At 54.3% G+C, this 13,537-nt stretch carries 9 protein-coding genes; 5 read left to right on the top strand and 4 right to left on the bottom strand.

Features of this window, described 5'->3' with window-relative positions:
* The 3 genes from IE105_RS11020 (at window position 1) to parE (ending at window position 7,945) form a co-directional block, all read left to right on the top strand.
* Window positions 1–3,324 carry an autotransporter outer membrane beta-barrel domain-containing protein gene (locus IE105_RS11020; protein ID WP_189498411.1) on the top strand — a complete coding sequence of 1,108 codons (3,324 nt, stop codon included), beginning with the start codon at window positions 1–3 and terminating at the stop codon, window positions 3,322–3,324.
* Window positions 3,305–5,824, top strand: a complete 2,520-nt coding sequence (locus IE105_RS11015; protein ID WP_189498409.1) for a [protein-PII] uridylyltransferase family protein — start codon at window positions 3,305–3,307, stop codon at window positions 5,822–5,824. The genes IE105_RS11020 and IE105_RS11015 overlap by 20 nt, the downstream gene beginning before the upstream one ends.
* A gap of 126 nt (window positions 5,825–5,950) precedes the next feature.
* Window positions 5,951–7,945, top strand: a complete 1,995-nt coding sequence (gene parE, locus IE105_RS11010; protein WP_189498407.1) for a DNA topoisomerase IV subunit B — start codon at window positions 5,951–5,953, stop codon at window positions 7,943–7,945.
* 681 nt (window positions 7,946–8,626) lie between these two features.
* On the opposite strand, the gene hchA is transcribed toward parE, so the two are convergent.
* Together hchA and IE105_RS11000 are read right to left on the bottom strand one after the other, a co-directional pair.
* Window positions 8,627–9,499, bottom strand: coding sequence for a glyoxalase III HchA (gene hchA, locus IE105_RS11005; RefSeq protein WP_189498405.1), 873 nt, complete (start codon window positions 9,497–9,499; stop codon window positions 8,627–8,629).
* 73 nt (window positions 9,500–9,572) lie between these two features.
* On the bottom strand, window positions 9,573–10,214 hold the full coding sequence (locus IE105_RS11000) for an NAD(P)H-dependent oxidoreductase (protein WP_189498403.1): 642 nt from the start codon (window positions 10,212–10,214) through the stop codon (window positions 9,573–9,575).
* 94 nt (window positions 10,215–10,308) lie between these two features.
* Here IE105_RS11000 and IE105_RS10995 point away from each other — a divergent pair, with 94 nt between their 5' ends.
* The gene (locus IE105_RS10995; RefSeq protein WP_189498401.1) at window positions 10,309–10,704 is read left to right on the top strand and encodes a winged helix-turn-helix transcriptional regulator; all 396 of its coding nucleotides are present in this window, start codon (window positions 10,309–10,311) and stop codon (window positions 10,702–10,704) included.
* 349 nt (window positions 10,705–11,053) lie between these two features.
* On the opposite strand, the gene rpmB is transcribed toward IE105_RS10995, so the two are convergent.
* Entirely contained in the window at window positions 11,054–11,362 is a 309-nt protein-coding gene (gene rpmB / locus IE105_RS10990) for a 50S ribosomal protein L28 (protein ID WP_189498399.1), read from the bottom strand.
* A gap of 242 nt (window positions 11,363–11,604) precedes the next feature.
* Between rpmB and IE105_RS10985 the strand changes: the two genes are divergently transcribed.
* Window positions 11,605–12,534 carry a DUF3108 domain-containing protein gene (locus IE105_RS10985; RefSeq protein WP_189498397.1) on the top strand — a complete coding sequence of 310 codons (930 nt, stop codon included), beginning with the start codon at window positions 11,605–11,607 and terminating at the stop codon, window positions 12,532–12,534.
* Here the strand turns inward: IE105_RS10985 and IE105_RS10980 are convergent.
* Entirely contained in the window at window positions 12,531–13,364 is an 834-nt protein-coding gene (locus IE105_RS10980; protein ID WP_189498395.1) for an alpha/beta fold hydrolase, read from the bottom strand. The genes IE105_RS10985 and IE105_RS10980 overlap by 4 nt on opposite strands.
* Window positions 13,365–13,537 lie beyond the last annotated feature (173 nt).

The following is a 13,537-nucleotide window of genomic DNA, read 5'->3' as shown; positions in this document are numbered from 1 at the left end:
ATGGTTCGCCACACCCGCCCGACACCGATCTGGTCTTCATTGCTTTGCGGCGCTGCGCTCCTGGTTGCTGCGCCTGCTTTCGCGCAAGTAGAAATCACGGACGCTACAACAACAGCGGTTGATACAGCCACAGCAGGCGACGGTGGAACCCCATCGGATCTGACAATTGCTTCGGGTGGCTCTGTCACTTTGGAAACCGCAGGCCCTGCTGTCACTTTGAATTCTAATAATGACCTGATCAACAATGGCTCAGTGTCAATTAACAATGTTGACGGCGCAACTGCCGTTTCGCTTGAAGGCGGCGCGGATCGTAACTTCACGCATTCCGGGTCGATCTCGGTTATTGAAGATTTCACACAAGAAGACACAGATGATGATGTCTTTGCCGACACACCGTTTGCATCAGGCACAGGCCGAACAGGGATTTTGATCTCAGGGGCATCTCCGTTTGAAGGCAATGTGACGATCGCCGACGCCGCGACAATTCTGGTCGAAGGCAATGAGAGTTTTGGTGTCGATCTTTCAAACACGCCGCTTGGCGCTGGACTAGACGGCGACCTGAGCCTTGGCGGTCGTATGAGTATCATCGGTGACAATAGCGCGGGCGTCCGCGTCGGCAGCGCGATTACGGGCAATGTCACCAATAACGGTCTCGTCGAAATTCAGGGTGTTAACAGCGGCGCTTTTGACATCGGTGCTGATATTGGCGGTGGGTTCGCCAATACGGGTATAATCACCAATAATGCTTTTCGGTTCCCGACTCGGGCGACATTTAACCCTAACGCAGTCGCCGACCGCACAGATTTTGGCGCAGAAGACTTAGGACAAGCCGCCTCTGCCATTACAATCAATGCAAATATATCTCGCGGGATCAATCTAACGCAACGAACCACCACCTCGACGGACGCGGATGGTAATGACGTTACAACGCTCATCAGTACGAGTAATATTTCGCACGCAAGTTCGACCCCCGCCATCCTAATCGATGGCGAAGGCACCCCCATCATGATCGGCACAGTTTCGGCCATCATTGACCCGACAGCGGACGGATTTGACGAAGATGAACTGTTCGCCTTCATCAACCTTGGTACGCTGGTATCGTCGGGCCTCTATGATGACTTTGATGCGACAGCCTTGTCGATTACGGATGCGACCTTGGAAGGCGGCATTCGCAACACTGGAACGATGCAAGTCGATACATTTGTTGGTGCCGTCGAACGGCCTATTGCCGGTGTCACATTGGGAACAGGCATGGCCCGAGTCATCGTGTTGGGCGATAATGCTATTGCGGATCGTCTGAATAATAGCGGCATCATCATTGCGCGTGCCTCAGAAGCGGTCGACGAAGTTTATTACGATGCAGAGAATATTCCCGTTCCGCGTCCTGTCGTTGCAACGGCCATTGATATTTCCGCGACCGCACAAATGTCGTCTCTGGAAAATGAAGGCACAATTTCAGCGGTGCTGATTGGCCGCAATGGCACGGCCACGGTTGTCCGGGATGCCTCTGGCACATTATCCAACATCATCAATCGCGGCAACATTGTCGCGCTTGCGAGCAATTCAGACACAGACGGTGACGAAGAAACTGATTTTACGCTGATCGCGTTTGATCTGTCGAACAATACGTCCGGTGTGACCTTCCTTCAGGAACGTCAGACTGACGATGATCTCGATGATGATTTGACACCGAATGATCCGAACCTGTTCGGCAATGTCCTCCTCGGGTCTGGCAACGATTCAGTGACCAGCACCGCCGGTGTGATCCGTGGCGATATTGATTTCGGCACGGGCGACGACATTCTTTCGCTGACGGATACGACCTATACGGGCGCCCTGTCCAATCAGGGCGGGCTTGTTATTGACTCTGTCAACTCCGCGATGACGGTCACATCCAGCGCACCGATTGCTATTACATCAGCGAATTTCGATGAAACATCGTCTTTCAGCCCATTGATCGATGGGGCGACAGGCCAAGCCGCGACGCTACAAGCGACTGGCGCGATCAACTTTGCCAATGGCGCACAAATTACGCCGCTTCTTCGCAATCTTATCAATGCGGATGTCCTTGGCGGTGTCGCTCCGACGTTCTCAATCGCCTCGGCTTCAAATTTGACCATTGGGGATTTGTCCGCGCTTAATTCGCAAGACGATGGCAGTTTCCTATTCGACACGGCCTATGCCCTGAACAATAATGATCTCGTCATTACCGTCGATCTGCGTGAATCGTCTGCGTTGGGCCTTGATCGCTCCCAAATCGGGATTAATCAATCCGCTTTCGGCGCGACCTTACAGGCCTTGCAGAATAATACTGATCTCGGCAATGAAGTCGCCAATCTCGGCTCCGCCAGCGAATTCTACGCGGCTTACAATCAATTGTTGCCCGAATTCGCCGCTGCAGCGCGTCAATTTGTGCTCGCCAATTCCGACGGTGCGACAGGCGCAGTTGGCAATCATCTTGATTCCGCGCGTCGGTCACAAGACAAACCCGGCGGCGCATGGATTCAAGAGTTTGCTTATTTCGCAGACCGTGAACTCGCCGGTCTTTCGGAACAATATCGCGGAGAAGGCTTCGGCTTTACTGGCGGTTTGGATACGGAAATCGGTCCTTTCCATGCGGTTGGCGTTAACTTCGGTTTTGCGTCGACGGAAGTGGAAGATGTCGTTGGCGTCGATGAGCCGCTGGGCGTGACTACGCTCCTCGCGGGTCTTTATGCCGGGTATGCCACCGGCGCTCTGGGTATTGACGCCTATGTCGGCGGGGGACTCAACCAGTTTGAGCAGAACCGCCGTGTTCAGGTCGGCGACTTTTTAGGGCAAAGCACAGGCGACTGGAACGGGACACATGTGTCTGGGTCGTTGCGTGCGGGCTATGATATCGAATTTGGTAAGCGCTACTGGGCCCGCCCCGTAGTCAGCCTTGATTATATGCGTTTGAGCGAAAATGCTTTCACAGAAACTGGCGACGTCGGCGTCGCCCTCTCTGTCCAGAAACGTACATCAGACGTTGGCTCGATTTCAGGTCTGTTTAACATCGGCGCTAAGTTCGATGGTGAACGTACGTGGATACGCCCGTCCATCCGGGTTGGCTATCGTAATGAATTTATCTCAGACCCCGTCCTGACCAGCTATAATTTTGCGGGTATAACCAACGCCGCAATGGCACAGACCTTGTCAGCGGATTTCCCATCATCCGGTATGTTGATCGGCTTCTCGCTCGCGGCTGGCTCTAGCTTCTCATCCGTTGGATTCGACTTCGATAGTGATATTCGCGACGGCTTCATCCGTCATACGGGTCGCATCGTTGTCAGACTGCTCTTTTAGTCCCTACCTTTCTCGGCTGATCGAACGGTTCGGTCAGCCGACAGAGCACACGGCGCACGACGCCATTGCGACTTTGGCAGGGGCTGACGCGGCCAATCTCCCTGAGCTTAAAGCCCGGTTTAACTTGGGCTGGGCCTATCTCGCGCTATCGCAACAGTGTCCGTTTAAAGACCTTGGTCGTCTACAAAGCACATTTGCGGATGGCGCCGTGGAGATCGCCCTACGCGCGGCTTGGCACGCTGAAAAATTGCCTGGGGAGCCCCAAGGACTTTTCATACTCGGGCTCGGAAAACTTGGAGGGCATGACCTCAATTTTTCATCTGATATTGACCTGATCGCCTATTACGACCCGGACGTCCTGCCCGTACCTGAATCCCGTGGACAAGCTTATATCACGAGCAAAGTCATGAAGCGGATGACCAAAATCTTGATGCCGCCGCACGATCCGGATTTCGTCTATCGCGTTGACTGGCGATTGCGTCCCGAAGCGTCCGTGACAGGCCTCGCCCTCAGCACATCGCGGGCGCAGGACTTTTACTTTTTCCGCGCCCTGCCTTGGCACCGTCTGGCCTTATTGAAGGCCCGGGTTATTGCGGGCGACAAAACCGTCGGCGACAGCTTTCTGGCTGACCTGTCCCCGTTCATCTGGCGACAAAATCTCGACTTCCGTGCCATTGACGAATTGGCCGAGCTGAAAACGCGGATCAACTTGGAACACCCCCGCATGAAGGTTGAGCGCGTTACCGCAACCCCGATCATGGAACACCCCTTAGGCTTTAACGTCAAACTGGGAACAGGCGGTATCCGCGAAGTCGAGTTTATTACCAACGCCAAACAGATGATTTGGGGCGGGAAACACTATGCGCTGCGAACAACCAACACGCTAGAGGCCCTGCAAGCGCTCAAAGATGAGGGATTATTTGAAGCTGCGGATACAGAGCGCCTGACCGCGGCCTACTGCGATCATCGGCGTCTGGAGAACGCGCTGCAAATGATGCGCAATGGGCATGAACATGTGTTGCCGCAGCAGGAAGCCGACTGGTCCGATATCGCGGCACTGATGGGGGAGACCCCCGCATCCCTTATGACCCGAACCACGGATCATCGCCATATCGTCAGCACACGGTTTTCCGCCATGTTCACGGTGACGCCCGACGCGTCTGATAAAACCGAGCCTGTGTTAGACGCCATGCCGCATCTGGATGAGGACACACAAGACATCGTCGATGACTGGTTGTCCGGCTTTCGGCGCTATAATATCCGCACCTCTAAACGGGCCCGCCTGAAGCCACTCGGTGCGGCCTTGGCCCGGCGCGTTATAATGTCTGACGTGCCAGATGCGGGTATCCGGCGCGTCGATGCCTATCTCAGCAGTCTATCACGCTCGGAACAATATCTGTCACTGCTCGCGGCCAATCCTGCATTGCTCGACGCGCTAGTCGGCCCGCTTCTCCATAGTCCGCATATGTCAGTTCTGCTGGCGCAAAGCCCGCATATCATTGACACTTTTCTGGCACCATTTCCGCCCACAATCGACTTTGTCCTCGCCGAACATGATTATGAAACGCGGCTGGAACGACTCCGGCGTTTCGTCAACGAAGGGCTGTTTCAGAATTATCATGCGTTCCTGACGGGCACAAAGGATTGGCGCGAATTAGCGGCGGCGCTAACCCAGCAGGCTGAGACTGTATTGGAGGCCGCCCTGAGTATCGCGCGCGATGACCTGAAAGCGCCCGACCTCGCGATCGCAGTCGTTGGGATGGGCAAGCTTGGGCAATCCCGCATGATGCCCCAATCTGACCTCGACCTCATCTTCCTGTTCGATGATGGTGTGGACCGCGATCTTGCGACCAAGGCCGTTCGCCGCTTGAGCACCATTCTAACCACCCCCCTACGCGAGGGTATCGCGTATGAACTCGATATGCGGTTGCGACCCAGCGGTCGGTCGGGCCCGCCCGCCGTCACCCTGTCAGCCTTTCGTCGCCACCATGAGGAATTTGCCCGGAATTGGGAGCATATTGCCCTCGCCCCAGCCCGGATCGTCGCTGGTGATCCGGATCTAGGTGCCAAAGCCGAAGCCATTATCGCAGACATTTTAAATCGTCCCCGCGATCAAGCGCAGCTGATCGCTGACGCCCATTATATGTGGAACAAGATTGTCGTTGAACGGATCAGGCCCGTGCCGACCAATCAGTTTGAAACCAAACTGCGTGACGGCGGCCTGATGATGGCTGATTTTTGGGATTCTGTCGGCAAGCTCGCCGAAGGCCCGCGCCTGCCTCGCGAATGCGATGGCTGGGCAGAGCTGCTGTACTGGGAACGCTTACTGGGTCTGAGCGGATTACGGGTAAAGGATGTCCCTGATATTTACGCAGCCTTGATGCCGACCAACTTGCCCGATCATCAAGCAAAATTGGAACAGCAAGTCAGACGCGCAGTCGATCATTATGGCCCGGCCAATCCAAGCGCCGAGATGCGGCCCGTTATTTGGACGACCTAACCGACGCGCGCTTTCCATTCTCTGTTATCCCTCGCTTAAAACCGGGCAAATGGCCTTGCCGGGTGGACGGGAACGGCCATAGTGGCTTAGCTGATTCACGCTTCGTTCCCCTTGTCGGACCCCATTATGGCTTCTGCCCCAAAGAAAGACCTCCTCTCGGACGCTAAGGCGGCCGCTGAGTCCGGTTATTCCGCTAAGGACATTCAGGTCCTTGAGGGCTTAGAGCCTGTCCGCCTCCGTCCCGGCATGTATATCGGCGGGACCGATGATCGCGCGCTGCACCATTTGTTCGCGGAAGTCATCGATAACTCAATGGACGAGGCTGTCGCCGGTCATGCGTCCCGGATCGAAGTCCATTTGGACGCCGATGGCTATCTGTCTGTGTCGGATAATGGTCGCGGTATTCCGATCGATAAGCATCCGAAATATAAAGATAAATCGGCGCTCGAAGTGATCATGACCGAACTTCATTCCGGCGGTAAATTCACCGATGGCGCTTACGAGACCTCCGGCGGTCTGCACGGTGTCGGCGTGTCGGTTGTCAACGCCTTGTCGGATGACCTCATTGTTGAGGTCGCCAAAAATAAGCAGCTTTATAAAATGCGTTTCCAACGCGGCAAAGCGGTGGGCAAACTTGAATCGCTCGGCGCGATTAATAATCGCCGTGGCACGACAGTACGGTTCCACCCCGACCCCGAAATCTTTGGCAAAACGGCCGCCTTCCGGGCCGCACGCCTGTTCCAAATGGCCCGCGCCAAAGCCTACCTTCAACCCGGCGTCGAAATCCGCTGGTCCTGTGATCCCGAGACCATCAAAGAAGGCGGCACGACGCCAACGCAGGCCGTGTTCCACTTCCCTGACGGGCTGAAAGACTATCTCGCGGAAACCATCTGCACCAAGCCAACCTTGACTGAAATCTTCGCTGGTCGATCCAAAAAAGACAGCGGTCATGGCCGCGTCGAATGGGCCATCACCTGGAGCCCCGCGGGCTATGGCGAAGCCGATAGCTTTATCCGGTCCTATTGCAACACAGTCCCGACACCGGGCGGAGGCACCCACGAACAAGGCATGCGCGCGGCGATTACTAAGGGTCTGCGCGCGCATGGAGAATTGATCGGCATGGGCAAAAAGATGAGCCATGTCACGCCGGACGACGTGATGTTTGGGGCTGGCGCGCTGGTCTCGGCCTTCATCAAACAACCCGAATTCCAAGGCCAAACCAAAGACCGGCTCAGCAATAGCGAAGCCACGCGGATCGTCGAGAACGCGATCCGCGATCCATTCGATCACTTCCTCGGCTCTAACCCGAAAGAAGCCCAAGCCCTGCTCGAGTGGGCGATTGAGCGCGCCGATGAACGGTTGCGCCGTCGCAAAGCCCGCGACGTCAAACGCAAAACCGCAACCAAAAAACTGCGCCTGCCCGGCAAGCTCGCCGACTGTTCGCAAAAGGGCAGCGAAGACACGGAACTATTTATCGTCGAGGGCGATTCGGCGGGGGGGTCGGCCAAACAAGCCCGTAATCGTAAGACCCAAGCGATCCTGCCGCTCAAGGGTAAGATCCTGAATGTAGAAAGCGCCACCAACGCCAAAATCCTCGCCAATAGTGAGATTAACGACCTTTGCACCGCGCTCGGTGTCGGTCTGGGCAAAAAATTCGACGTGGACGACCTGCGCTATGAGCGCGTCATCATCATGACCGATGCGGATGTCGACGGCGCGCATATTGCGGCCCTGTTGATCACTTTTTTCTTCCGTATGACACCGGGCCTGATCGAGGCCGGGCAGCTTTATATGGCCATGCCACCGCTCTATAAAATGAGCGCGGGCGGCAAGACCGTCTATGCGCTCGACGATCTGCAACGGGCCGAGTTGATGGAAAGCGAATTCAAAGGCCGGACCAAAGTCGATATTGGCCGCTTTAAAGGCCTCGGCGAAATGAACCCGTCCCAGCTTAAAGTCACGACGATGGACCCAGCCACCCGCACCCTCGCCCGCGTTGTCATCGACGAAGAGGACACAATGACGACTGAGAGTCTCATCAACACGCTGATGGGCAAGAAGGCGGACTTACGATTCGAATATATTCAAGAACATGCGCAGTTTGCAGATATTGAAGTCTAAGTCCCCTCTCTCTCAAGACGTGCGTCCTCGTCCCACCGCCCATCGTGGGGTCGGCATTCAAGCGTTTCGTGATGTGACACGAGCGCGGGTTCTACCCCGTGACGGGTAGAGCAATAGAGAACCGATTTACACGAAGGCAGAGCCCGCGCGCTTGGGGGCGCATCCAAACAAAGCCTTGTGACCCGGCAGATCTACATCACGTCCGGGACGGTGAGACAGGATGGCGGACTTTCGGTCCGGTCCTCTCTACCGATAAATCGGGTGCCCCTCTGACATTCAGGCGTTCGCCATTATGCCCCAGAGGCCCCAATCCATCATCAATCGCTTTGTCGAATGGAACCGCGCGCGCCGCATTACCTCGCCCACCGTCCAGCCCACCAAACCCCCGCCAGCCATAGAGCAATGCACTCTCTCGTGTCCGAAGCGGGTGAGCCTAAAAGATCATGGTTTGGGTAAGCGGGGATGAGGTTGTTTGGAATGCGGTGAGACTGGGCATGACGAGAGCCGCGAGCGTGGATGAGGTTCGCCAACGACCGTGCCAAGGGCCGATGCGGATCGACTGATGGCGAGAATGTTGGCTTTGGCGGCAGGATAAGCCACAAGACTGGTTATCAGAAAACGGAAGATTACCCCCAATGCATCCGTTAGCCGAGCGGCTTACTTGAGGCGATTTTAAGCCGCTCAGTTATGTATCGCGTCCAACAAAGTTTCAGCAGCCAGTCTCCCAAAACCGTTCGCGGCCTTTGGACTTGCGCCTGTTATTAACTGCCTGTCTATATTACAGGCACCATCTGCCTTTTTGTTTGTAATCGTAACGCCAAGTCCAGTCAGCTTTTCACCAAAGTACCACGGCATATGGCCTGGCATGTAGCCAATCGTGGGTGTTTGCTTGTCAACGCTGTCTGGGAAGGCCGCAATTTTATAACCATCATAAATAAAAGGTTCTTTGCTTACGCTATCGTGAGCGGCCAATAAAGCTGAAGGGCCGTGACAGATGGAGAGCGTGTAAAGGTCTTTTTCATGAACCCAACGCAACAGTTTTCCAAGATCAGCATTATCAGGCAAGCCTAGCATCGCGCCGTGGCCACCGGGTATGAAAACTCCAATATACGGAGTGTCATCAGTCATCGACTTTTTCACAAACTCAGAGAGATTTCCGGGGCGTTCAAATTTAGGTGCAAAGTCATTAAAGAGCGTTTTCACGGCCTCGTCTTTTTCTGGCATGGCCCACATTTCGATCTGGACGGGGCCTCCGGTTGGCGTGACAACATCAATCTCAAACCCGGCGCTCAATAAATGAAGCATGGGCAGCCCCATTTCGACAGGGTGATTTCCAGTCGAAAACTTCTTGCCGTTAGCCATGACCATATTGCGCTCTTCAGTGCAAACCATAAGGACGCGCAATTTTCCGCCTGAATAGGGATTATCATAGAGGCCTCCATCATAATCGGTCGTGGAGGATGTCGCCAGTTTTAAGGCCAATGGAGATGGGATAAACGCGCCATCACCGGTTGGGGTTGGAGAAGCTTTGATTAATTTCCGTAATAGGCTCATAGTGTTCGCATTTCATTTTATAGAGTTGGGTATGCCCCTACTGGCTATTGACCAACATGGTTTTCAAAGAAAATTAATCGATTTGCGTGACCATAGTCTTGCGAGACTTGCGCACTTTTGGCATATTCAACAACCAGTCACCTGTTGGGTCACGGTAGCCCAACGGTAAGAGGACAACCGAGCGCAGGCCACGTTCTTTAAGGCCTAGTATTTCGTCGACTTTACTTGGGTCAAACCCTTCCATGGGCGTGCAATCAACTTCCTGCTCGGCAGCAGCCACCATAGTAATTCCAAGTGCAATATAAGCCTGACGGGCAGCATGGGCATAATTGACTTCAGCGTCACGCGGCACATAACTGGCTTTCAAGTTTCCGTAATATTGACCGATCAAAGGCAAATCGCCCCGCTTTTCAACGTTCAACTTTGCGACCTCGTCAATACGCGCTTCTGTGTAATTATCCCAAGCGGCAAACACCAAAAGGTGCGAGCCATCCGTAATCGGCGACTGATCACTTGCGGCTTTGCTGATTTCGCTCCGCAGCTCGGGATTTGTGACCACGAGAAGTTCAAAGGGCTGTGTACCGCTTGATGTTGGCGATAAGCGGATGGCTTCGATGATAGTATCAAGTTTCTCTTGAGGCACCGACTTTGCGGCGTCCATTTTCTTGGTAGCATAACGCCAATTTAGTTGTTCAAGCAGGGTCTTGTTCGTCATTTCAACGTCCTATTGTTTGCACTTAAATAATCAGGTATGTTTTTGTTACCGACTATGTATTTAAAACCGAGTTCCTTCGCAAGAAGGCACATGTATGAACCTCGGTCACACAAAGGGAACCGACATGCTTGAGTCTAAAGAATGCCCTGATTGCAAACGCATCAACGAGGTTCTGACGCGCGTCGGCGACCGTTGGAGTTTACTCGTAATTATATCGCTTTCCGAATACGGAACGCTGCGCTTCAATGAACTGAAACGAAATTTGGGCATTTCTCAACGCATGCTCAGTCTGACACTAAAGAAGCTGGAGCGAGACGGCCTAGTGCATAGAACCTACCACCCAACGATCCCCCCCAAAGTCGAATATAAGCTGACACAAATGGGTAAGTCGTTTCGAGAACCTGTGAGCGCGATAGGGTCTTGGGCGCTCGATAATCTCATTAAAATAGACAAAGCCCGTGAGAAATATGATGTTACTGTAGGAAGCTAACCGGGAGCGAACCTGAAACTTTGAGTGTCCTACTTTGGGCGTTTTAAGACAGCCAACTAAGGTCCGCTCAGAGATAGAGCGGCTAGAGGTAAATCCGTTTTCCTGCCTGAAATCCCTCTTCCATGCACGCCGCGGGACTTCATCCCACTTTATCGCCCCCCCCCCCCTTAGAGAGAAAGATAGTCTGTTGAAATGCGCGGGCTGATGCTCCCTCTCGAGCATCGCCGTAAGCGGTTATTCTATCAGCTGATCCGCTAGAGATCGGAGCTCTTCGCGTTGCTCGTGATCACTCCATAAAAAAAACCCACCTTAAAGGCGGGCTTTTTCAGATAGTCTTTTAGCGGAGCGCTTATGCAGCGGCTTCGCTTTCGCCTGTCGCTTCGAGGCTAGCCGCAACCGCTTTTTTCATCGACTTGGCTTTGTCAGTCAGCTTTTTATTCTTCGTACCGGTCAGGAAGCCGTCAAGACCGCCTTTGAAATCGACCGTGCGCAGCGTTTTCGCCGCGATACGCATACGGTAATCTTGGCCCAGCGCGTCAGAGCGCAGGGTCACGTTGCACAAGTTCACTTGGAACCGACGCTTAGATTTGATGTTTGAGTGGGACACGTTGTGGCCGCTCATCGGGCCCGTGCCCAGGAGATCGCAAGTGCGGGACATGTGCTTGCCTTGTCGTTAGAACAGAAAACAGAAAAAAGGCCCACATATGTGGGCTATCAGGGGCGCCAATTAGGGGCAGAGTCGTCCGAGGTCAAGCCTGCTCATCATTTAGCACGTGCCAATAATACAGAACGAGACCGGACCTTGATCCCTTACCCCATACGCGCGCACCTGACCAAAGCTTAATTCAGATGAGCGTCTTGTTCATGGGCGCGACAGTCAGGACCGATTAAAGAGCGGGCATGAAACAGTTATTCCTCACCTCCGCCGTTATACTCGCGGCTTTACCCGCTCTGGCGCAAAGCACGCCCACCCCGGCGTCTGTCAGCTTGATTGGAGAGGGGCGGCATATGTCGGTCCTTAGTGAGCAAACCTTTGATGATACGCCCTATATTGTCCCGGCCGCGCCGAAAGGGGCCACCCAATTCGCGTTTACGTTAAAAGGGTATGTGTTCGGTATCCGCCTGATTAAGGCGACTTATCTCGGCTATGAGACTGAGCGCGATTACGCCGTCTACACGGACATGAAAACCTCTGGGCTGGCGGCGTTGCTGCAAAAGCTGGACATTTGGGCTGTGACACGCGGGTCAGTCAGCGAGGACGGATCCCTTCGCCCGGATTTTCATGTGCAACAGAATACGGATAAGAAGAATCGCCGCGTCGAAATGAATTACGACAATGCAGCGAAAAATGTCGATGTGAAGATCATTCCGAGGCTGGGCAGTCAGGGCGTACCGCCTGCGTCTCCTGAAGAACGATTCGCCGCCTATGACACGGTCACGGCGCTTTTGCAGATGATGCGGAATGGGCGTCAGGACGCGGAGGCTCTGTGCGAAGGCAGTGTGCCAATCTTTGACTCCAAACAGCATTATAATTTACGGCTTGCGCCTGTCGGCACGGCAAGCGTGAAATTCCTCGGCGAGAAAGACAAAACGATTCACTGTTACGCCTATTATGAACCCGTATCAGGATTCGACGCCGAAGATCTCCCCGATGCCGAAGAGGCGGGCACACCCGTCGATATCTATTTCAAATATTATCCGGAAATCGACATGCACGTGCCCGTGCGGTTCGCCTATCGGATCAGCAGCTTCAAAGCGATTATCAAAATGTCAGACATGATCTTCGTCACGCCGGACGGCGACGTCATCACACCCGAGAACGAAGACTAAAGGCGGTTCAACAAGTCCCGCACGGCCTCTCTCGTATACGGGTCAAAGCCTGCCGAAAAATGGGTCGCGAGCGGTATTTCGAGATAGGCTGCTTGCGGCAGGGCTTCGGCCAATTCCCGCGATAGGGCCACGGGCAAGACACGGTCACGGCCCGCGCCGATAATCAAGATCGGGGCCGTCACATTCGCGAGGGCCGCAGGAATGTCGTAGCGTAACAAGTCTTCGTCAAAGGTCACACGCAACGGGATGCTGTCCGGCGTCCATGCGGCGGCCACCGACCGAATACTCGGCGCTGTCGTTTCCAAAACGAGGCCCGCCACATGGTCTGTCTGGGCCGCTAAGTTTGAACAGACAAAACCCCCTAAAGAATGTCCCCAGTAAAGGATTGGGCGTCCTGCGGCCCGGGCTTCTATAAGCGGGACCAGCGCCGCCGTGACCCGCGCGACCGCATCGACAGTCGCCGCACCGCTGCTGTCCCCGTAGCCGGGGTAATCCCACAACAGGACCTGCCCATAGGGCGCAATCTTGGCGATATAATCGACGCCATGTTCATACCGATCCGACGCATTGCCAAAGCAGGATATGATCAAGGGGCCTGTATCCAAGCCAACTGTCGTCACCGCAATTGTCTCTCCCCCGAGGTCTATGCGCTCATGGGTCATGTTGATGAGCGTGTCTTCGCCTCGGATCGACAGCTCAACCCGGTCGGGTCGTTGGACAGGCATAAAGACAATGTTTTCATCAATGTGGAAGCCACGGTACAGAAACACGCCGACACCCGCTGCCAGCATCAGAACCAAGACAAACAAGACGATAAGAAATTTCTTCATGACAAAACTTCCGAGCTCAATAGCCCCTTATGTCATGAAAGACGTTGAAATAACGTCACCAGACGCGGCTTGACCTTCGTCATGAACATCGGGTTTCAATACTTACGGATTTGGATCATCGGGTTGATTGTGGGGATTGAATGGCGCGTCACCCTGACGGATAAATTCTAGCG

It is taken from the genome of Algimonas arctica (assembly GCF_014652695.1).
GTDB classification, from domain to species: Bacteria; Pseudomonadota; Alphaproteobacteria; order Caulobacterales; family Maricaulaceae; genus Litorimonas; species Litorimonas arctica.
The sequence above is the reverse complement of the archived record's forward strand: the minus strand, read 5'-3'. Positions and strand labels throughout refer to the sequence as shown.